Raw genomic sequence first — 19,351 nt, forward strand, 5'->3', positions numbered from 1 at the left:
GCCCCACCCGGCACTAACGTCACGTGCCAACGAGATTCAGCATTTCTCCCAGAGGAGCTGCCATGACCCTCACCAAGAAGATTCTCGTGACGGCCGCCATCGCCGTCGCCGCTGTGGGCGGAGCGTCCGCCTCGGCGATCGCCAACACGCACGTCACCGTGACGCCGGACAACACGCACGTCACCAGCGCCCGCTGAGAGCCACAGGCGCGAGGGCCGGGCCCCGAGCCCGGCCCTTCGTCATGTTCGCCCGGACGCCAGCACCCGCCCCTCCACCACCGGCAGCCCCTTGTCCCACCAGTGGTCGTAGCGTCGGTACGTGCCCGGATCGCGCTCCGTGAGCAGGCGGGACACGCCCTCCGCCTCGGACTCCAGAGCGGCCCACGTCCCCTTCCGCAGGGGCCGGAACGCGCCCACCTCCACGCCGCCGCCGTCCGCGGCGAGCCGCCAGACGCCGGCCACGTATCCGTCCACCAGGACCGTGGGGAGGACGTCTCCGTTCACCCGCGTCACGTGCGCCCGGTACTCGGGCGGAAGCACCCGGCCCCGGTCCGCGTACGCGAGAAGCGTGCTGTCCCACATCGCCATCAGGCGCGGGGGCGCCGGGACTTCGGCGTCCGGCAGCGCCCCGCCCGGCACGTCGTACAGCACCTCACCGCCCGGCCCGGTCAACCGCTCCAGGTCCTCGTCGAGCGCCGCCCGCACCCGCCCCTTCTGTACGAGGGCGAACTGGGCCATGTCCGCCACCGACGCCGGGCCGAAGCCCGCCAGATAGCGCCGGAGCAGGGCTCGTAGGCCCTCCGCCACCACCGCCGGTTCCCGCAGCGCGGGCCGCCGCCCCGCCTCCGCCGCCACGAACAGCTGCCGCTTGTCGGAGGCGTACGACCACGGCGCCCCGCCCACCGGCGCATGCCACAGCGGCGCGTACTGGCGCAGCATCCGGGAGGCCGTCACCAGCTTCTCGCCGTCAGGGCCCGCCCGGCCCGTGAACCACTTCGTCAACTCCCCTGCCGTACAAGGCCGTTCGGCCATCTTCAGCAGCTCGGGCAGCAGCGCATCCGCGTCCTGCGCCACCAGCCCCGACGCCCGGAACCGCGGATCCCCCAGCCGCGCGCCCCGCACCGTCGGCTCCACCGCCGCCCGGAAGTCCCGGTAGTCGTCGACATGCACCGCGTGCAGCGTGATCCGCATCAGCGTCGACTTCACCGCCCGGAAACCCCCGAACACCGCGTCCAGGTCCGCCGGCTCGAACCCCGCCACCCGGTTCCACAGCGCCACATACGGCGAAGCGGGCTGCTGCGCCTGAAGCGCGACAACCCGCCGTAGTGCCTCCTCGGCCCCGACGGCCGCCCGGCCCAGCAGCAACTGCCTGGCCAGAGTCGACCTGTTGAGGCCCCGCGCGGAGATCGAGTTCGTGGTCATGCCGGAATTCTTCCGGCACGGGCCGCACCCCGCACCCCGGACGCCCCGAAAACATCAGCCCAGCTTGCGCGCCACTTCCGTGGCCCAGTACGTGAGGATCATGCTCGCGCCGGCCCGCTTGATGCCGAGCAGCGACTCCACGATCGCCGGGTCCCGGTCGATCCAGCCGCGCTGCGCGGCCGCCTCGATCATCGCGTACTCGCCGCTGACCTGGTACGCCGCCACCGGCACCTCGGACTCCTCCGCCACCCGGGCCAGGATGTCGAGGTACGGGCCCGCCGGCTTCACCATCACCATGTCGGCGCCCTCTTCGAGGTCGAGCGCCAGCTCCCGCAGGGACTCCCGGACGTTGGCCGAGTCCTGCTGGTACGTCTTGCGGTCGCCCTGGAGCGAGGAGCCGACGGCCTCCCGGAACGGGCCGAAGAACGCGGAGGAGTACTTCACCGAGTAGGCGAGCACCGCGACGTCCTCGCGGTCGATCTGGTCCAACGCGTCGCGGACGACGCCGATCTGACCGTCCATCATGCCGCTCGGGCCGACGATGTGGGCGCCCGCGTCCGCCTGCGCCTGCGCCATCTCCGCGTACCGCTCGAGCGTCGCGTCGTTGTCGATCCGGCCCTGCTCGTCGAGGACGCCGCAGTGGCCGTGGTCCGTGAACTCGTCCAGGCAGAGGTCCGACATGACCATCAGGTCGTCGCCCACCTCGGAACGCACGTCCCGCAGCGCGACCTGGAGGATGCCGTCGGGGTCCGTTCCGACCGTGCCCCGGCCGTCCTTCTTCTCGTCCAGCGGCACGCCGAACAGCATGATCCCGGAGACGCCCGCCGCCGCGGCCTCGGCCGCGGCCTTCTTCAGGGAGTCACGGGTGTGCTGGTACACGCCCGGCATGGAGCCGATCTCCACCGGGGCGTCGATCCCCTCGCGCACGAACGCGGGAAGGATCAGATCGGCCGGATGCAGCCGCGTCTCGGCGACCATGCGCCGCATGGTGGGATTCGTCCGCAACCGCCGCGGCCGCGAACCGGGAAAAGAACCGTACCGAGTCACCGTGATCTCCTCGAACTACCTAGGTACTCACCTGCTGTGGGCAGGCGTCCCGCACGGCGGGACGGGTGGGCACAGCCCCCGGCGCCGCGCAACGACACCGGGAACGCCCACCCCGTGGCACGCTACGGCGCCGCGCGCCGCCGCCGCGACCCGGGCCGCCGCTCGCTCGGCCGGGTGACCGGGTCACCCGCCTCGATCGCGGCGGTCCGCCGCTTCGCGCCGAAGTCGGCCAGCGCCGCCGCCAGCTTCAGCACCGACGGCTCGGGAGCCATCACGTCGACCCGCAGGCCGTGCTCCTCGGCGGTCTTCGCCGTGGCCGGGCCGATGCAGGCGATCACCGTCACGTTGTGCGGCTTGCCCGCGATGCCGACCAGGTTCCGCACCGTCGACGACGAGGTGAAGAGCACCGCGTCGAAGCCGCCGCCCTTGATCGCCTCACGCGTGTCCGCCGGCGGCGGCGACGCACGCACGGTCCGGTACGCCGTGACGTCGTCGACCTCCCAGCCCAGCTCGATGAGCCCGGCGACGAGGGTCTCGGTCGCGATGTCGGCACGCGGCAGGAAGACACGGTCGATCGGGTCGAAGACCGGGTCGTACGGCGGCCAGTCCTCCAGGAGACCGGCGGCCGACTGCTCACCGCTCGGCACCAGGTCCGGCTTCACGCCGAAGGCGATGAGGGCCTGCGCCGTCTGGTCGCCCACCGCCGCGACCTTGATCCCGGCGAAGGCACGGGCGTCGAGCCCGTACTCCTCGAACTTCTCGCGAACGGCCTTCACGGCGTTCACGGACGTAAAGGCGATCCACTCGTAACGACCGGTCACGAGCCCCTTCACCGCGCGCTCCATCTGCTGCGGCGTGCGCGGCGGCTCGACCGCGATGGTCGGCACCTCGTGCGGCACCGCGCCGTAGGAACGAAGCTGGTCGGAGAGCGAGACCGCCTGCTCCTTCGTCCTCGGGACGAGCACGCGCCAGCCGAACAGCGGCTTCGACTCGAACCAGGACAGCTGGTCGCGCTGGGCGGCGGCACTGCGCTCCCCGACCACGGCTATGACCGGCCGGTTGCCCTCGGGCGAGGGCAGCACCTTGGCCTGCTTCAGGGTCTGCGCGATCGTGCCGAGCGTCGCCGTCCAGGTCTTCTGCCGCGTCGTCGTACCGGCGACCGTGACGGACAGCGGGGTGTCCGGCTTGCGGCCCGCCGCCACCAGCTCGCCGGCGGCGGAGCCCACCGAGTCGAGCGTCGTCGACACGACGACCGTGCCGTCGGACGCGCCGACCTCGGTCCAGCAGCGCTCGGAGGCGGTGGTCGCGTCCACGAAGCGGACGTCGGCACCCTGCTGGTCACGGAGCGGCACACCGGCGTACGCGGGCACGCCCACGGCCGCCGCGATACCGGGCACGACCTCGAAGGTGATGTCGGCGCTCGCGCAGGCGAGCATCTCCTCGGCCGCGTACGTGTCGAGGCCGGGGTCCCCGGAGACCGCACGCACGACCCGCTTGCCGCCCCTCGCGGCCTCCATGACAAGATTGGCCCAGTCCCGCAGAGCCGGGACCACAACGGCAGTTGACGGGCCGTCAGTGGTCGCCGCACGCTCCGGGGCGCCCGTGGCGTCGAGGACGGTCACGCCGGCCTTGGCATGCGTCCGCACGACGTCGAGCACTTCGGGCTCGGCGATCAGCACATCCGCTCGGGACAGGGCCTCCACGGCCCTGAGGGTGAGCAGTCCCGGATCTCCGGGACCGGCACCCAGGAAGGTGACGTGCCCAGGTGCGCAGGCGGTCGATACAGCGGTGGTGGGGCTCATCGTGCTCGCTCCCCCATCAGACCGGCCGCACCCTTGGCCAGCATCTCGGCGGCGAGTTCCCGCCCGAGTGCCAGCGCCTCGTCGTCCGACGAGGGCACGGAACCGGTGGTGGTCAGCTGCACCAGTTCGGAGCCGTCGGTCGTGCCGACGACGCCGCGCAGGCGCATTTCCTTGGCAGTCTGCCCGTCGGCCAGCAGGTCGGCCAGCGCACCCACAGGTGCACTGCAGCCGGCCTCCAGGGCGGCGAGCAGGGTTCGCTCGGCGGTCACGGCGGCCCGTGTGAACGGGTCGTCCAACTCGGCGAGCATGGCCACGAGTCCACCGTTGTCGGCGGCACACTCGATGGCCAGTGCCCCCTGGCCGGGGGCGGGCAGAATCATGTCGGTCGGGAGGAACTCGGTGACTTCCTCACTGCGACCGGTGCGGCTGAGACCCGCGGCCGCGAGGACCACCGCGTCCAGCTCGCCCTTCTCGACGAAACCGATCCGGGTGTCGATGTTCCCACGGATCGGCACGGTCTCGATCCGCTGACCGTGGCTGCGCGCGTACGCGTTCAGCTGCGCCATGCGGCGCGGCGAACCCGTACCGATGCGGGCACCCGCCGGCAGATCGGTGAACTTCAGTCCGTCGCGCGCGATCAGCACGTCCCGCGGGTCCTCGCGCACCGGTACGGCGGCGAGGGCCAGCTCCTCGGGCTGCGCGGTCGGCAGGTCCTTGAGGGAGTGCACCGCGAAGTCCACCTCGCCCCGGGCGAGCGCGTCGCGCAGCGCGGTGACGAAGACTCCGGTGCCGCCGATCTGCGCGAGGTGCTCGCGGGAGGTGTCACCGTACGTGGTGATCTCCACCAGCTCGACCTCGCGGCCGGTCAACTGACGTACGGCTTCGGCCACATGCCCGGACTGGGCCATGGCCAGCTTGCTGCGCCTGGTGCCCAGCCTCAGGGCTTTCTCGGCGGTCATGCCGGGCCTCGATTCTTGCCTTCTGCTTCGTGGGGGGTGGCCAGGGAAACGGCGGCGACCGTCTCCTGGTCCAGGTCGAACAGGGTCCGCAGGGCGTCCGCGTACCCGGCGCCGCCGGGCTCGGCGGCGAGCTGCTTGACCCGTACGGTCGGCGCGTGCAGCAGCTTGTCCACCACGCGCCGCACGGTCTGGGTGATCTCCGCGCGCTGCTTCTCGTCGAGGCCCGGGAGCCTGCCGTCGAGCCGCGCGATCTCGCTCGCCACCACGTCCGCTGCCATCGTGCGCAGCGCGACGACGGTCGGCGTGATGTGCGCGGCCCGCTGCGCGGCGCCGAACGCCGCGACCTCGTCGGCCACGATGGACCGCACCAGGTCGACGTCCGCGGCCATGGGGGCGTCCGCGGAGGCGTCGGCGAGCGATTCGATGTCGACGAGGCGGACCCCGTCGATCCGGTGCGCGGCCGCGTCGACATCACGCGGCATCGCCAGGTCGAGAAGGGCCAGCGCCACCTGTCGTACGGGCTCGGGGACGCGCTCGCGGCGCATCTCCGGCACCCGTCCGGCGACGGCGAGCGCGGCGATGGTCTCGGCCTCCGAGGCCTCGACCGGGCGGACCTGCTCGCCCGGGGCGTTGTCGACCCAGGCGCCGTGCTGCTCAAGGGCGGCGGCGTCGAATCCGGCGACCGCGGCCTCGCCCTCGACGGAGAAGCCGCCGCGCACTGCCTCGACGGGGCGGTTGTCGCCCGCGGCCCGTCCCGCTGCGGGCGCCGTGGCGCCGGGCACCTCGCTGCCCGCGGTCGGCGTGCGGCCCGCGACGGCGGAACGTACCGCCTCGGCGGTGAGCACGAGTCCGGTCGCGCCGGTGCAGGAGATGGCGACGTCGGCACGTGTCAGTTCGTCCGCGACGGCGTCCATCGCGACGGCCCGGGCGGCGGTACCCGCTTCACCCAAGATCTCCACGAGCCGGTCGGCGCGCTCCACCGTCCGGTTGGCGACGACGACTTCGGCCACTCCGGCCCGCGCGAGCGTGGCCGCGGCGAGCGAGGACATCGAACCGGCGCCGATGACGAGGGCACGCTTGCCCTGCGCCCAGGCCGCGACCGGCTGCCCGGCGGCGAGCTGCTCCAGGCCGAAGGTGACGAGCGACTGCCCCGCACCGTCGATCCCGGTCTCCGAGTGGGCGCGCTTGCCCACCCGCAGGGCCTGCTGGAAAAGGTCGTTGAGGAGCTTGCCCGCGGAGTGCAGCTCCTGGGCACGCGCGAGCGTGTCCTTGATCTGGCCGAGGATCTGGCCCTCGCCGACCACCATCGAGTCGAGCCCGCACGCCACCGAGAACAGGTGGTGCACCGCCCGGTCCTCGTAGTGCACATAAAGATAAGGAGTGAGCTCTTCGAGGCCGACACCGCTGTGCTGGGCGAGCAGCGTCGACAGCTCGGCCACACCGGCGTGGAACTTGTCCACGTCCGCGTACAGCTCGATGCGGTTGCAGGTGGCGAGCACCGCGGCCTCGGCGGCCGGTTCGGCGGCGAGCGTGTCCTGCAACAGCTTGGCCTGGGTGTCCGCGTTCAACGCGGCGCGCTCCAGGACGCTGACAGGGGCGCTGCGGTGACTCAGACCCACGACGAGGAGGCTCATGCCGGCATCACGGCGGGCACGTCCCCGTCGGGTCCCTTGCGGTCGTCGTTGTGCTTCGCGGCGGCGGGCTTGGTGACCTTGGCGGCCGGACCCTCGACGCCCACCGCGCCCTCGGCTCCGCCGTCGTCCGGCGCCTCGCCGGCCTTGCGCTGCTCGTGGAAGGCGAGGATCTGCAGCTCGATGGAGAGATCGACCTTGCGCACGTCGACGCCGTCGGGAACGGAGAGCACCGTCGGCGCGAAGTTCAGGATGGAGGTGACACCGGCGGCGACGAGCCGGTCGCAGACCTGCTGCGCGGCGCCGGCCGGGGTCGCGATGACGCCGATGGACACACCGTTCTCGTCGATGATCTTTTCGAGGTCCTCGGCGTGCTGCACGGCCATGCCCGCGACGGACTTGCCGGTCATCGCCGGATCGGCGTCGATCAGGGCCGCGACGCGGAAGCCGCGGGAGGCGAAACCACCGTAATTGGCAAGCGCCGCACCGAGGTTACCGATACCGACCATCACGATCGGCCAGTCCTGAGTCAGGCCAAGCTCGCGTGAGATCTGGTAGACGAGGTACTCGACGTCGTAGCCCACGCCGCGGGTCCCGTACGAACCGAGGTACGAGAAATCCTTGCGCAGCTTCGCGGAGTTGACCCCCGCGGCGGCCGCGAGCTCCTCGGAGGAGACCGTGGGCACCGAGCGCTCCGACAGTGCGGTGAGGGCTCGGAGGTACAGCGGAAGCCTGGCGACGGTGGCCTCGGGAATCCCTCGGCTGCGGGTCGCCGGTCGGTGAGTTCGGCCAGTTGCCACGGTGCTCCTGCGGGTAGAGCGGGGCTGTGGGCGGCACCCTGCTACTCGACCGCCCCGTCGAATGCAGGCTATGTCTTTGTGAACGCGTGCACAAAGATGGTGTCCGATTTGCCCGGCCAACGTGACCGGGCTCACGCACGCCCCGCGCGCATCTCTGGAACCGGCGCGCAGGTAGCGTCGTTGCTCACCTGTGGGGGCCAAAACGGCACACACTCCTCAACGTTGCCAAGATCCACGCCCCCGAGACCAAAACCGCCCTCGATCCTAAGCGACTTTTAGGACCACTTGGACTCGTCGGTCAGTGACCTGTGCGACCGCCTCCGCTGCGCGTAAGCGGTCCGTCACCGCGTGAGCGCACGCCGCAGCCGCTCCTCCTGGACACGCCAGAAGTCGTGCTGCGCGCCGTCGACCAGAACGACCGGGATCTGCTCCCAGTACTTGCGGTACAGCTCCTCGTCCTCGGTGATGTCCTTCTTCTCCCAGGCCGCTCCGACCTCGGCGCACACCTTCTCGATCACCGACTGTGCGTCGTCGCACAGATGACAGCCGGGCTTCCCGATCAGCGTGACGATCCGCTCACTCGGATCCTTCTTCTCGCGCGTACGAAAAATGGGACTCATACCGGCCATTCTCGCCCCACACACGGCCCTCCTGTCGCCGAGAATTCACGTACGGACAGGCTCCCGAAACCCGCTCGACTCCGGAACCCCCGAACAGCTTGGCTATGCTCACGACATGTCCCGCCCGTCACCCGACCGCCACCCCGGTAGGAGGCACTCCGTGCCGCTGATTGGATTCGGATGGCTCACACCCCGTAGGCGCTCCGCCACCGCGCGGAGCGTGCTGGCAGGCGAGGCTTCGGCCGAGGCCGCCCGCAAGTCCTCCCAGGAGCTGGAGGATCAGGCGTCCCTGGTCGACGAGCACGCGCAGGACACGGGAGAACCCGAGTTCCCGGTCGCGGGCGACGACAAGGCCGCCGCCTTCTTCGACCTGGACAACACCGTGATGCAGGGCGCGGCGATCTTCCACTTCGGCCGCGGCCTCTACAAGCGGAAGTTCTTCGAGCGCCGCGAGCTGACCCGATTCGCCTGGCAGCAGGCGTGGTTCAGGCTGGCGGGCGTCGAGGACCCCGAGCACATGCAGGACGCGCAGAACAGCGCCCTGTCCATCGTGAAGGGCCACCGCGTCTCCGAGCTGATGTCCATCGGCGAGGAGATCTACGACGAGTACCTGGCGGAGCGGATCTGGCCCGGCACCCGCGCCCTCGCCCAGGCCCACCTGGACGCGGGCCAGAAGGTCTGGCTGGTCACGGCCGCGCCCGTGGAGATCGCCACGGTCATCGCCCGCCGCCTCGGCCTGACCGGCGCGCTCGGCACGGTCGCCGAGTCCATCGGCGGCGTCTACACCGGCCGGCTCGTCGGTGAGCCCCTGCACGGCCCCGCGAAGGCCGAGGCGGTCCGCGCGCTCGCCTCCGCCGAGGGCCTGGAGCTGGGCCGCTGCGCCGCGTACAGCGACTCGCACAACGACATCCCGATGCTCTCGCTCGTCGGGCACCCGTACGCGATCAACCCGGACACGAAGCTGCGCAAGTACGCGCGCGAGCGTGACTGGCGGCTGCGGGACTACCGCACGGGCCGCAAGGCCGCGAAGGTCGGCCTCCCCGCCGCGGCCGGCGTCGGCGCGGTCGCGGGCGGTACGGCGGCGGCGATCGCGCTGCACCGTCGCCGCCGCTGACGACATTCCGAACGTCTTACCCGTGACCGGCTCCAGCCAGTCACGCTGGTACCACTCGGCCACAACACGTCACCGCCAGAGCCGGAATTTGAACGTAATCGATCAACAAGTGGTCACTCTCTGGTACTTGAATCGCCGTCGAGCGACTACAGAAGTGACGTAACCGGTGATTTGAGCAACTGGGTGTAGCGCTCCCTGCACGAAGCGTTATTCTCCTCAGACGCAAACCGGTACCCACGCGTCAGCACGACGGGTGAACGGTCCCGCACTGCACGTGATGGAAGCTCTGCCTCTGGGAGTCCCGTGTACCCACACGTCGGGGTTGACGCCTCGGGCCTGGCAACGCTGCACGCGACGGTCGTGGACCGCTTGCGCGGTTTCGTCCCCACCGCGTACGCCGTCCCCGCCCTCGCCGCTGCGGCAGCGTCGGCCGTGCCCGCCCCTGCCTCGCCATGTTTCGCCATGGCCGATTCGACCGCGGCCTCCGTAGGTCGGCGGGCCCGCTCCGGGTCCGCCGGCGCCTCGGGCACCGCGGCCAGGTCGGCCACACCTACGGCCCGCCGTCCCGCGGCCGACAGCGACAGTGCCCGCATGATGGACCTGGTCGAGCGCGCCCAGGGGGGCGAGGCCGATGCGTTCGGCCGGCTCTACGACCAGTACAGCGACACTGTGTACCGCTACATCTATTACCGCGTCGGCGGGAAGGCGACAGCGGAGGACCTCACCAGCGAGACCTTCCTGCGCGCGCTGCGCCGCATCGGCACGTTCACCTGGCAGGGCCGCGACTTCGGCGCCTGGCTGGTCACGATCGCGCGCAACCTGGTCGCGGACCACTTCAAGTCGAGCCGCTTCCGCCTCGAAGTGACCACGGGCGAAATGCTCGATGCGAACGAGGTGGAGCGTTCCCCCGAGGACTCGGTCCTGGAGTCCCTCTCCAACGCGGCCCTGCTCGACGCGGTGCGCCGCCTCAACCCGCAGCAGCAGGAGTGCGTCACACTGCGCTTCCTGCAGGGCTTGTCCGTCGCCGAGACCGCTCGCGCGATGGGCAAGAACGAGGGCGCGATCAAAACCCTCCAGTACCGGGCCGTGCGCACCCTGGCGCGACTTCTGCCGGACGACGCCCGCTGAGCCCGGGCGCCCCTTCTTCATCCCTGGGGCCGTCACCGAGCGCAGTCCCCAACTCACCTACGGTGAAAGCCAGATGGGATTGCGCTCGGATCATCTTTCGCGCGTAACCCAAATACCGAGCCGCTCGTTGTGCGGGATGCAGGCTCCCTGTGGTCACTCCCGACCAGGATGCACTCACTCGTTGGTGTGTATCCGTGACCGGGGGTGCAACCCCAGGACCCCCTGGGGAGTCGACCGTCATGATTGAGAGGAGGTGCCGCCAGTGATCGCGAACGTATCGGCACACCGGCGGGCGAACGCCTTCGCCCAGGCCCTGGAGGACCAGTCCGACCAGGACCCGGCGGCGCAGCAACCGGAAGAAGAACCGGCCGCCCGGCGCAGCGATGCGGCGGCGGCCCAGGAGGGCGGGCTGCTGTCCCTGGCCGCGGCTCTCGGCGAGCTGCCGAAGCCGGAGTTCGATCCCGAGGTCAAAGTGGTGCAGCGGGCGCAGCTCGTCGCCGCCATGGAGGCCATGGTCCAGGAGGGCGGCGCGGCCGCCTCCGTACCGAAGCAGCGCCAGGGCAAGGGCGCCCACCGGGCGAGTCCACTGCGGAAGCTGCGGCCCCGCTCCCGCCTGACCAAGGGCATCGCGGCGGGCGGGCTCACGGTCGGTGTGGCCGCGGGCGCGTTCAGCGGGGTCGCCGCAGCGTCGTCCGGCGCGCTGCCGGGCGACCACCTCTACGGCCTCAAGCGCGGCATGGAGGACCTCAAGCTGGGCATGGCGCACAGCGACTCCGACAAGGGGCAGGCCTACCTCGACCAGGCGTCGACGCGGCTGAGCGAGGCGCGGCGGCTCATGGAGCGCGGCCGCACGGGACAGCTCGACCACGAGTCCGTGGGTGAAGTCAGGCGCGCGCTCTCCGGGGTGCAGTACGACGCCTCCGAGGGCCACCGGCTGCTCAGCGACGCGTACAAGCGCGACGGCGCCCTCGGCCCGATCCAGGCCCTCTCCACCTTCTCCGACGCGCACAGGCAGGGCTGGACGACCCTGAGCGACCGCCTGCCGGTCCAGCTCGGGGACGTACGGGACCAGGTCAGTTCGGTCTTCGACGCCATAGACGAAGAGGTCGGCCCGCTGCGCTCCCTGCTGCCGCGGACCCCGGACGAGAAGAGCGGCGCGACGAGCCCGGGCACCAGCCAGGACGGTATGTCGCCGGGGACGCCGGGCACCGGCAGCTCCACCCCGTCCGACTCCGCCTCCAAGGACGACAAGACGTCGACGAAGCCGAAGCCGTCCACGTCCGACACCGGCAAGGACGAGGAGGGCCTGCTCGGCGAGAACACGGGCGGCCTCCTCGACCCACCGAAGGACAGGACGAGCCCGAGCCCCTCGGACGACAGCCCGGGCTCCAACACCGGCACGGGTTCCCCGAAGCCCGACGTGACGGTGCCCCCGCTGCTCCCGGGCCTGCTGCCTGGCCTGGGCGTCGACGGCGAGGACGCGAAGTAGCACACAGCGCAACGGTCAGGGCCCGAGGCTTGCCTCGGGCCCTGACCGCGTCCAGAAGAAAAACCGACTCAGAAAAACACCGACCGCCGCTGCACCAGCAATTTATAGAGCGTGTGCTGGATCTGTTCGCGGACCTGGTCCGTCAGGTTGAACATCAGCATCGGATCCTCCGCCGCCTCCGGCGGATAGCCGTCCGTCGGGATCGGCTCACCGAACTGAATCGTCCACTTCGTCGGCAACGGCACCGCCCCGAGCGGCCCCAGCCACGGGAACGTAGGCGTGATCGGGAAGTACGGGAAGCCGAGGAGCCGGGCGATGGTCTTGGCGTTGCCGACCATCGGGTAGATCTCCTCCGCCCCGACGATCGAGCACGGCACGATCGGCGTGCCGGCGCGCAACGCGGTCGACACGAAGCCGCCCCGCCCGAAGCGCTGCAGCTTGTACCGCTCGCTGAACGGCTTGCCGACGCCCTTGAACCCCTCCGGCATGACGCCTACCAGCTCACCACTCTCGAGCAGCCGCTGCGCGTCCTCCGCGCAGGCCAGCGTGTGCCCGGCCTTGCGCGCCAGTTCGTTGACCACCGGCAGCATGAACACCAAGTCGGCCGCGAGCAGCCGCAGGTGCCGGTTCTCCGGGTGGTTGTCGTGCACGGCGACCTGCATCATCAGGCCGTCCAGCGGCAGCGTCCCCGAGTGGTTGGAGACGATCAGGGCCCCGCCCTCGGACGGGATGTTCTCGATGCCCTTCACCTCGACCCGGAAGTACTTCTCCGCGACCGGCCGGAGCAGCGACATCAGGACCTGGTCGGTGAGCTCCTCGTCGTAGCCGAACTCGTCGACGTCGTAGTCCCCGGTGATCCGCCGCCGCAGAAACGCGAGCCCACCCGCGACCTTCCGCTCCCAGCCGCCGCCCTGCGGCGGCCCGGCCGGCTCCCGCGGTCCCGCTTCGGGCTCCGGTTCGGACTGTGGCTGCTGCAACGGCCGCACCTCCCGAACGGCCACGGGTTCGCCCTTGCGCCGGGCACCACCCCCCGGCCCCCGGCCGCGGCGCGCGGCACCCTTCGCCGCCGCCCCTCGCGACCTGTCGTCGTCGAACGGAATGACCTTGGCGTCCGCCATCGTTGATGCGCTCCTCAGTTGGCGCTCTGCGTCGGGGGGTGGCCGGGGCCCGTGCGGGCACCGCCCAGGAAGGGCAGCGCGGCGATGCGGTCGACGGCCCCCGCGAGGGCCTGCGGCGGCAGCAGTCCCGGGCCCCGGCCGCGTACGAACTCCGCGAAGGCCTCCGCGGTCGTGTACTTGGGTTCAAAGCCCAGTGTGTCGCGCATCTGGGCCGTGGACACCATCCGTCCGTGCGTGAGCAGCCGGATCTGCTCGGGCGAGAAGTCCGTCGCCCCCAGCGTACGCAGCGCGCCGCCCACCCAGGTCACCGCGGGAAGGAGGACCGGGACCGTCGGCCGGCCGAGCCGCCGCGAGCACTGCGACAACAGCAGCACACCGTCACCGGCGATATTGAACGTGCCGCTGTTCAACGTTCCCCGGGCCGGCTCGTGCGAGGCGATCCGCAGCACCTCGATCACGTCGTCCTCGTGCACGAACTGCAGCCGCGGGTCGTAGCCGAACACGGTCGGCAGGACCGGCAGCGAGAAGTACTCGGCGAGCGGCGAATCCGCCGTGGGACCAAGGATGTTGGCGAAGCGCAGCACGCACACCGCGACGTCCGGGCGGCGCCGGGCGAACCCGCGCACATACCCCTCGACCTCGACGGTGTCCTTGGCGAAGCCCCCGCTCGGCAGCGACTTCGGCGGCGTCGTCTCCGTGAAGACGGCCGGGTCGCGCGGCGCGGAGCCGTAGACGTTCGTACTGGACTTCACCACCAGGCGCCGCACGTTCGGCGCCTTCTGGCACGCGCCCAGCAGCTGCATCGTGCCGATGACGTTGGTCTCCTTGACCGCGCCGCGACCACCGCTGGCCAGCGGGGTGCCCGTCACGTCCATGTGCACGACGGTGTCCACGCCGTACTCGGCGAGCACCCGCGCGATCGTCGGCTGCCGGATGTCGGCCTGAAGAAAGTCGGCGCCGCCCAGATGGTGCGCCGGCGGCACCGCGTCCACGCCGATGACCCGGTCCACCTCGGGGTCCCGCTGGATCCTGCGTACGAACCGGCCGCCCAGCTGTCGGGCCACCCCCGTCACGAGCACGACCTTGCCCAAGATCAGCGCCTACCTTCCGTCCCAGCCCCGCCGCGCTCCGCAATCACTGCTTGCGGGTCACGTTATCGGTTCGATGTTGCGCTGTGATGTCTGCTCGATGCAGGAAGTGACGACAGCCACATCCGACAGCCACATCCGACGGCCACATCCGACGGCCACGCCCAAAACGCAATGTGGCCCTCCCACCGGACGGTGAAAGGGCCACAAGGCGCGCTGTAAAACAGCTGTCGCTTACTTCTTGTTGCGACGCTGCACGCGGGTGCGCTTCAGCAGCTTGCGGTGCTTCTTCTTCGCCATCCGCTTACGCCGCTTCTTAATGACAGAGCCCACGACTACCCTCGCTCACTTCTCGGACAACCCCCGCATTGCGGAGACAATCACTCGGTGCGGGGCTGCATTGGGGCCCACACGACCTACGGGGGGCTAGCCTACCCCGCCCCGAGCGCCGAGCAGAAATCGAGGTCCTCAGGACCCTGTGGATCAGCCGGCGTCCACCCCCACGTAAGAGTCACGAAGGTACTCATGAACCGCGTTCTCCGGGACTCGGAAGGACCTCCCCACCCGGATCGCGGGCAGATGACCGCTGTGCACCAAGCGGTACACGGTCATCTTCGACACTCGCATCACCGCGGCGACCTCCGCCACGGTCAGGAACGCCACCTCGGATAGAGGCCTCTGCTCAGCAGCCATGACACACCTGAACCTTCCGCACTCGACGGCCACCGGCTTCCCCTTCCGGTGACTCAACGTCGTTGCGTGCTCACTCCCCAATGTAGAGGCGGGTGATGCGAGTGGGGAAGAGGAGCAGCGATCGGCCGCCTACTGTGACAGACACGCTCGATTGAGTACATAGCGAGTAAGCGGTCGGTAGTAATCAGACCGCACAGCGTCATCAAGTGGAACGACGACGGACACCTGTCCCTCAGCCTCACCGACGAACAGGGCGGGATCGTCCGTATCGGCCAGACCGATGGCGTCGAACCCCAACTGACCTGCACCGCAGACCCATCCGTGGTCCCCGATGACCAGCTCGGGCAGCGGCTCGCCGGCCTCCGAGAGCGCACCGAGCGCCAGTCGAACCGGGAGTGGCGAGTGGGTGTGCGCGCCGGTCTCACTTCGCACCGGGTACGCGCCCGGTTCCCGCACCAACGCGACTCCCTGGTCGTAGTCGAGGTTGTACGTGCGTAGGCCGAACCGGGTCGTTATGTCGACACTCCGGCCCTGCGCGGGGGTGAGGACAGGGCAGCCCACCGCCGACAGGGCGTCCGCCAACGCGGCGTAGAAACCGAGCAGTCGATGCGGATGACCCGTCCCGAACAGCACTGGGGAACGGCTCTCGGCGGCTCGGCCGAGGCGCTCCGCAAACGCGTCGAGCGCGGCCAGGGTCCGTTCCGGATCGATGACATCGTGGCCCGTGCGGTGCCCCGGATCCCCGGAAACCCCGCATTTGTCCGCCATCAGCGCGAGCAGATCCCGGTGCCCCCACGCCCACTCGGGGTCGAGCCCGAGCATCACGCGCGGATCCCGCGCCTCGAACAGGCGGTAGCTCCGCAGACTCTCCTCACGGGAGGTCGCGACGGGCCCGGCAAGCCGAGCCGCCAACAGGTGCGCGCGCAGGGCGCCGACGCTCAACACCCTTGTGATGTTGCTCCATTGCCCCCACCCGGGCCCCCACTTTCCCCAAACACCCCACGGTCGGAGTAACCCGGAACGCACACCACCTCCGGACCGCCGCCTTGGGCAATCTGCCGCCTTGGGCGGCAGGGTGGGCAAGGCGGCACCCCGGTGCAGCGCACCGCCACCGACGACCTCCGCCACGGCCAACGCCTACGGCAACAGCCCCCGCAGCGGATACGCCGCCTTACGAGTGGCCAGAACCGCCTGGTCGAGCCGGTCCGCGGGGTCGTACCCCGCCTCCCACCCCTGATACGACACGGGCCACCGCCCATCCGTCATCCGCTGCGGAGCCAACTGCCGCGTACGCGCGAACACTTCCTGCCGCCACCCGTCAGGAATCACCGACTCGGGCGCGATCTCCCGTCCCGCCGCGATCCCCACCAGATGCGTCCACGACCTCGGCACGACATCCACCACGGCGTACCCGCCCCCACCGAGCGCCACCCACCGCCCGTCGGCGTACTCGTGCGCCCACTCGTGACAGGCGACCTGCACGGCCCGCTGCGCGTCCAACGACACGGCGAGATGGGCCAGCGGATCCTCGAAGTGCGTATCGGCCCCGTGCTGCGTCACAAGGACCTGCGGCCGGAACTCCGCCAACAGCTCCGGCACCACCGCATGCAGCGCCCGCAGCCACCCGGCATCCCCGGTCCCCGCCGGCAACGCCACATTCACGGCCGTCCCCTCGGCGGCCCCGCCCGCCCCGGTCTCCTCGGGCCACCCGGTCTGCGGGAACAACGTACGCGGATGCTCGTGAAGCGAGATCGTCAGGACCCTCGGGTCCTCCCAGAACGCGGCCTGCACGCCGTCCCCGTGATGCACGTCCACATCCACGTACACGACCCTCTCGGCGCCCAGCTCAAGGAGGCGCGCGATCGCCAGCGCCGCGTCGTTGTACACGCAGAACCCGGACGCCGCCCCCGGCATCGCATGGTGCAGGCCACCCGAGAAGTTCACCGCGTGCAGCGCGTCCCCCCGCCACACACTCTCCGCGGCCCCCACCGACTGCCCCGCGATCAGCGCGGACACCTCGTGCATCCCGGCGAAGGCGGGATCGTCCATCGTCCCCAGCCCATAAGCCGGATCAGCGGCGTCCGGATCGAGCGACGCGGCCTTGACCGCCTCCACGTAGTCCTCGCGGTGCACGAGCCGCAGCGTCGACTCCCCGGCTGCCTTGGCCGCGACGACATCCATGTCCCGGTCGAGACCGAACGCGTCCACCAGTCTCCGGGTCAGATCAAGTCTGACCGGATCCATCGGGTGTCCGGGCCCGAAGTCATACCCCGCTACCGCCGGGTCCCACATCAATTGCGCGCGGCCGCTCATGCCCGCCACCGTATCGGTCGTCCCGCTCCCGGAACGATGGGGCGTACACCAACGTCATCAGCACCAACACCATCGGTACGAGCATCGCCCCGCGGTAACTCCACGCGTCCCCCAAAGCCCCCACAAGCGGCGAACCGATCAGAAAACCCACGTAGTTGAAGATATTGAGCCGCGCGATCGCCGCATCCGACGCGTTCGGGAACAACCGCCCCGCCGCGGCGAAGGTCTGCGGCACGATCACGCACAACCCGAGCCCCAGCAACGTAAAGCCCAGCATCCCCACCCAGGCTCCCGGCGCCACAGCCACCACACCGAACCCACCCGCCGCCACAACGGACCCGAGCCGCACCACGGCCACCGCCCCGAACCGCCGCACCCCCACATCCCCGACGGCCCGCCCCACCAGCGTCATCACCATGTAGACGTTGTACGGAACCGTGGACAGCTGCTCCGAACTACCCAGCACGTCCTGGAGGTACTTCGCGCTCCAATTCGAGACGGTCGAGTCCCCGATGTACGCGAACGACATCACCAGGCACAGCGGCAACAGCACCTTGAAGACGACCCCGCTGCCCTGCCCCTGCTCGCGCGCGGCCTCCTCCCCGCCTGCCGCCCGCCCGTCCACGTACCACCGGCTCGCCACGAGACAGAGCGGCAACAGCGCGCACACCACCGGCAGATACGACACGAACAACGTCAGATCCCAGTGCGCCCCGACCCAGGCGAGCGACGCCCCGACGATCCCGCCGAGGCTGTACGCGGCGTGGAAACCGAGCATGATGCTGCGCCCGTACGCCCGCTGCAGGCTGACACCGAGCATGTTCATCGAGGCGTCCAGCGCTCCCACGGCCAGCCCGAACGCGGCGAGCGCCACGGCCACTTCGGCCACCGAGTCCCCGGCCCCGACGCCGAGCAGCGCCAGCAGTACGACGGGCTGCGACCACCGCAGCACCCAGCTGGGCCGCACCCTCTTCACCAACTGCTCGGTGACCACGCTCCCGACCCCGGCGAGCACGGGCACGGCGGCCAGGAACACGGGCAGCAGCGCGTCGGATATCCCGTACTGGTCCTGAATGGCGGGGATCCGGGTCACGAGCAGCGCAAAGGCGGCGCCCTGCGCGAAGAAGCTCAACCCCAGCGTCGCGCGCCCCCACCGCATCCGCCCACCCGCCGTGCCGGTCGCCCCGGCTGTGCCATCGGTCATGGCGGCACAGCGTAGGCCGACGCCTTACCCGTGGGTAGATGGATCACAAAACCATGGGCCGACCGTGACCTCGGCCGAGATCCCAGCCGCGATCTCAGCCGACATCAGTCAAGCAGCCGGGGCAACTCCCGCATGTCGTCGAAGAGTTCATCGGCCCGGTCGAGCCGCTCGGCCGGCGTCATCGCGGTGAACCCGTACACATCCATTCCGGCCGAGCCAGCGGCCTGCACGCCGAGCGGACTGTCCTCGACGACCAGGCACTTCTCGGGCGAAACTCCCATCCGGTCGGCGGCATACAGAAACAGGTCGGGCGCCGGCTTTCCCCGCCCCACATCCTGCGAGCTGAAGATCCGCTCATCCTCGAACCACTTGTCGAGCCCGGTCTTCCGGTGCCCGACGCGGATCCGCTCATGACTCCCGGAGGACGCGACGCAGTACGGCACTCCGTCCGCGGTCAGCTTCTCCAGCACCTCGACGACACCGTCGACCGGCTCCAGCTCCCTCTCGAACGCCGCGAACACCCTCGCGTGAAACGTGTCGTCGAAGTCCTCGGGAAGCCGCTGCCCGGTCCGCTCGAGGACCACGTCGTGCACGCGGTGCATTGCGGCCCCCATGTAATCCCGCAGCGATTCCTCGTACGAGGTCGGGTGCCCGAGCTCGGTGAGATAGCCGGCCAGGAGCGTGTTGGAGATCGGCTCACTGTCGACGAGTACACCGTCGTTGTCGAAGATGACGAGGTCATAGCGCATGCCCATATTGCCCATATTGCCCATATCTTCGACCCTAAACGCAGAAAAGCCCGGACCGTATCCCGGTCCGGGCTTTTCTCCAAAATTAGTTCGGCGGCGTCCTACTCTCCCACAGGGTCCCCCCTGCAGTACCATCGGCGCTGTGAGGCTTAGCTTCCGGGTTCGGAATGTAACC

Annotated in this window: 19 protein-coding genes and 1 rRNA gene; 4 read left to right on the forward strand and 16 right to left on the reverse strand. The window is 70.3% G+C overall.

Annotated elements, in window-relative coordinates; translation table 11 throughout:
• The first annotated feature begins 62 nt into the window (after positions 1 to 62).
• Positions 63 to 197, forward strand: a complete 135-nt coding sequence (locus ACIRHA_RS34155) for a hypothetical protein (protein ID WP_403853912.1) — start codon at positions 63 to 65, stop codon at positions 195 to 197.
• A gap of 42 nt (positions 198 to 239) precedes the next feature.
• Here ACIRHA_RS34155 and ACIRHA_RS34160 read toward each other — a convergent pair whose 3' ends face one another.
• The 7 genes from ACIRHA_RS34160 to ACIRHA_RS34190 form a co-directional block, all read right to left on the reverse strand.
• Entirely contained in the window at positions 240 to 1,421 is a 1,182-nt protein-coding gene (locus ACIRHA_RS34160; RefSeq protein WP_403853914.1) for a winged helix DNA-binding domain-containing protein, read from the reverse strand.
• A 54-nt stretch (positions 1,422 to 1,475) separates the two neighbouring features.
• Complete coding sequence (hemB, locus tag ACIRHA_RS34165) at positions 1,476 to 2,468, reverse strand: porphobilinogen synthase (protein WP_403853916.1); 993 nt, start codon at positions 2,466 to 2,468, stop codon at positions 1,476 to 1,478.
• Positions 2,469 to 2,590: 122 nt separating this feature from the next.
• Positions 2,591 to 4,270 carry a uroporphyrinogen-III synthase gene (locus ACIRHA_RS34170; protein WP_403853918.1) on the reverse strand — a complete coding sequence of 560 codons (1,680 nt, stop codon included), beginning with the start codon at positions 4,268 to 4,270 and terminating at the stop codon, positions 2,591 to 2,593.
• Complete coding sequence (gene hemC / locus ACIRHA_RS34175; RefSeq protein WP_403853920.1) at positions 4,267 to 5,229, reverse strand: hydroxymethylbilane synthase; 963 nt, start codon at positions 5,227 to 5,229, stop codon at positions 4,267 to 4,269. Before hemC ends, ACIRHA_RS34170 begins: the two co-directional genes overlap by 4 nt.
• Positions 5,226 to 6,863: a glutamyl-tRNA reductase gene (locus tag ACIRHA_RS34180; RefSeq protein ID WP_403853922.1), complete on the reverse strand. Its 1,638-nt coding sequence runs from the start codon at positions 6,861 to 6,863 to the stop codon at positions 5,226 to 5,228. The genes hemC and ACIRHA_RS34180 overlap by 4 nt, the downstream gene beginning before the upstream one ends.
• On the reverse strand, positions 6,860 to 7,660 hold the full coding sequence (locus tag ACIRHA_RS34185) for a redox-sensing transcriptional repressor Rex (protein ID WP_403853924.1): 801 nt from the start codon (positions 7,658 to 7,660) through the stop codon (positions 6,860 to 6,862). The genes ACIRHA_RS34180 and ACIRHA_RS34185 overlap by 4 nt, the downstream gene beginning before the upstream one ends.
• A gap of 341 nt (positions 7,661 to 8,001) precedes the next feature.
• Entirely contained in the window at positions 8,002 to 8,289 is a 288-nt protein-coding gene (locus tag ACIRHA_RS34190; RefSeq protein ID WP_403853926.1) for a glutaredoxin family protein, read from the reverse strand.
• Between the two features lie 157 nt (positions 8,290 to 8,446).
• Here ACIRHA_RS34190 and ACIRHA_RS34195 point away from each other — a divergent pair, with 157 nt between their 5' ends.
• The 3 genes from ACIRHA_RS34195 (at position 8,447) to ACIRHA_RS34205 (ending at position 12,011) form a co-directional block, all read left to right on the forward strand.
• The gene (locus ACIRHA_RS34195) at positions 8,447 to 9,394 is read left to right on the forward strand and encodes an HAD family hydrolase (RefSeq protein WP_403853970.1); all 948 of its coding nucleotides are present in this window, start codon (positions 8,447 to 8,449) and stop codon (positions 9,392 to 9,394) included.
• Positions 9,395 to 9,697: 303 nt separating this feature from the next.
• The gene (locus ACIRHA_RS34200) at positions 9,698 to 10,522 is read left to right on the forward strand and encodes an ECF subfamily RNA polymerase sigma factor, BldN family (protein ID WP_403853928.1); all 825 of its coding nucleotides are present in this window, start codon (positions 9,698 to 9,700) and stop codon (positions 10,520 to 10,522) included.
• A 262-nt stretch (positions 10,523 to 10,784) separates the two neighbouring features.
• Entirely contained in the window at positions 10,785 to 12,011 is a 1,227-nt protein-coding gene (locus ACIRHA_RS34205) for a DUF5667 domain-containing protein (protein WP_403853930.1), read from the forward strand.
• A gap of 68 nt (positions 12,012 to 12,079) precedes the next feature.
• Here the strand turns inward: ACIRHA_RS34205 and ACIRHA_RS34210 are convergent, their stop codons facing one another.
• The 9 genes from ACIRHA_RS34210 to rrf form a co-directional block, all read right to left on the reverse strand.
• Positions 12,080 to 13,129, reverse strand: coding sequence for a lysophospholipid acyltransferase family protein (locus ACIRHA_RS34210; protein ID WP_403853932.1), 1,050 nt, complete (start codon positions 13,127 to 13,129; stop codon positions 12,080 to 12,082).
• Between the two features lie 14 nt (positions 13,130 to 13,143).
• Complete coding sequence (locus ACIRHA_RS34215) at positions 13,144 to 14,220, reverse strand: NAD-dependent epimerase/dehydratase family protein (RefSeq protein ID WP_403853934.1); 1,077 nt, start codon at positions 14,218 to 14,220, stop codon at positions 13,144 to 13,146.
• 231 nt (positions 14,221 to 14,451) lie between these two features.
• Positions 14,452 to 14,550: a 30S ribosomal protein bS22 gene (locus ACIRHA_RS34220; protein ID WP_003948845.1), complete on the reverse strand. Its 99-nt coding sequence runs from the start codon at positions 14,548 to 14,550 to the stop codon at positions 14,452 to 14,454.
• 150 nt (positions 14,551 to 14,700) lie between these two features.
• Positions 14,701 to 14,910, reverse strand: coding sequence for a helix-turn-helix domain-containing protein (locus ACIRHA_RS34225; protein WP_403853936.1), 210 nt, complete (start codon positions 14,908 to 14,910; stop codon positions 14,701 to 14,703).
• Positions 14,911 to 15,039: 129 nt separating this feature from the next.
• Positions 15,040 to 15,855 (reverse strand): phosphatase, encoded by an 816-nt coding sequence (locus ACIRHA_RS34230; protein WP_403853938.1) that lies wholly within the window; start codon positions 15,853 to 15,855, stop codon positions 15,040 to 15,042.
• A 192-nt stretch (positions 15,856 to 16,047) separates the two neighbouring features.
• Entirely contained in the window at positions 16,048 to 17,223 is a 1,176-nt protein-coding gene (locus ACIRHA_RS34235) for an acetoin utilization protein AcuC (protein WP_403853940.1), read from the reverse strand.
• Positions 17,174 to 18,427 (reverse strand): MFS transporter, encoded by a 1,254-nt coding sequence (locus ACIRHA_RS34240; RefSeq protein WP_403853942.1) that lies wholly within the window; start codon positions 18,425 to 18,427, stop codon positions 17,174 to 17,176. Before ACIRHA_RS34240 ends, ACIRHA_RS34235 begins: the two co-directional genes overlap by 50 nt.
• A 104-nt stretch (positions 18,428 to 18,531) precedes the next feature.
• Positions 18,532 to 19,176 (reverse strand): HAD family hydrolase, encoded by a 645-nt coding sequence (locus ACIRHA_RS34245; protein WP_403853972.1) that lies wholly within the window; start codon positions 19,174 to 19,176, stop codon positions 18,532 to 18,534.
• Positions 19,177 to 19,264: 88 nt separating this feature from the next.
• A 5S ribosomal RNA gene (gene rrf, locus ACIRHA_RS34250) occupies positions 19,265 to 19,351 on the reverse strand; the annotation flags it as partial.

It is taken from the genome of Streptomyces sp. NPDC102360 (assembly GCF_044766085.1).
Classification (GTDB): domain Bacteria; phylum Actinomycetota; class Actinomycetes; order Streptomycetales; family Streptomycetaceae; genus Streptomyces.

What these genes read in the sequence shown, in the direction of transcription:
- ACIRHA_RS34180 (WP_403853922.1), bottom strand. Translation starts at nt 6,863, where the DNA reads ATGAGCCTCCTCGTCGTGGGTCTGAGTCACCGCAGCGCCCCTGTCAGC.
- hemC (WP_403853920.1), bottom strand. Translation starts at nt 5,229, where the DNA reads ATGACCGCCGAGAAAGCCCTGAGGCTGGGCACCAGGCGCAGCAAGCTG.
- ACIRHA_RS34190 (WP_403853926.1), bottom strand. Translation starts at nt 8,289, where the DNA reads ATGGCCGGTATGAGTCCCATTTTTCGTACGCGCGAGAAGAAGGATCCG.
- ACIRHA_RS34155 (WP_403853912.1), top strand. Translation starts at nt 63, where the DNA reads ATGACCCTCACCAAGAAGATTCTCGTGACGGCCGCCATCGCCGTCGCC.
- ACIRHA_RS34225 (WP_403853936.1), bottom strand. Translation starts at nt 14,910, where the DNA reads ATGGCTGCTGAGCAGAGGCCTCTATCCGAGGTGGCGTTCCTGACCGTG.
- ACIRHA_RS34160 (WP_403853914.1), bottom strand. Translation starts at nt 1,421, where the DNA reads ATGACCACGAACTCGATCTCCGCGCGGGGCCTCAACAGGTCGACTCTG.
- ACIRHA_RS34210 (WP_403853932.1), bottom strand. Translation starts at nt 13,129, where the DNA reads ATGGCGGACGCCAAGGTCATTCCGTTCGACGACGACAGGTCGCGAGGG.
- ACIRHA_RS34245 (WP_403853972.1), bottom strand. Translation starts at nt 19,176, where the DNA reads ATGCGCTATGACCTCGTCATCTTCGACAACGACGGTGTACTCGTCGAC.
- ACIRHA_RS34235 (WP_403853940.1), bottom strand. Translation starts at nt 17,223, where the DNA reads ATGAGCGGCCGCGCGCAATTGATGTGGGACCCGGCGGTAGCGGGGTAT.
- ACIRHA_RS34240 (WP_403853942.1), bottom strand. Translation starts at nt 18,427, where the DNA reads ATGACCGATGGCACAGCCGGGGCGACCGGCACGGCGGGTGGGCGGATG.
- ACIRHA_RS34170 (WP_403853918.1), bottom strand. Translation starts at nt 4,270, where the DNA reads ATGAGCCCCACCACCGCTGTATCGACCGCCTGCGCACCTGGGCACGTC.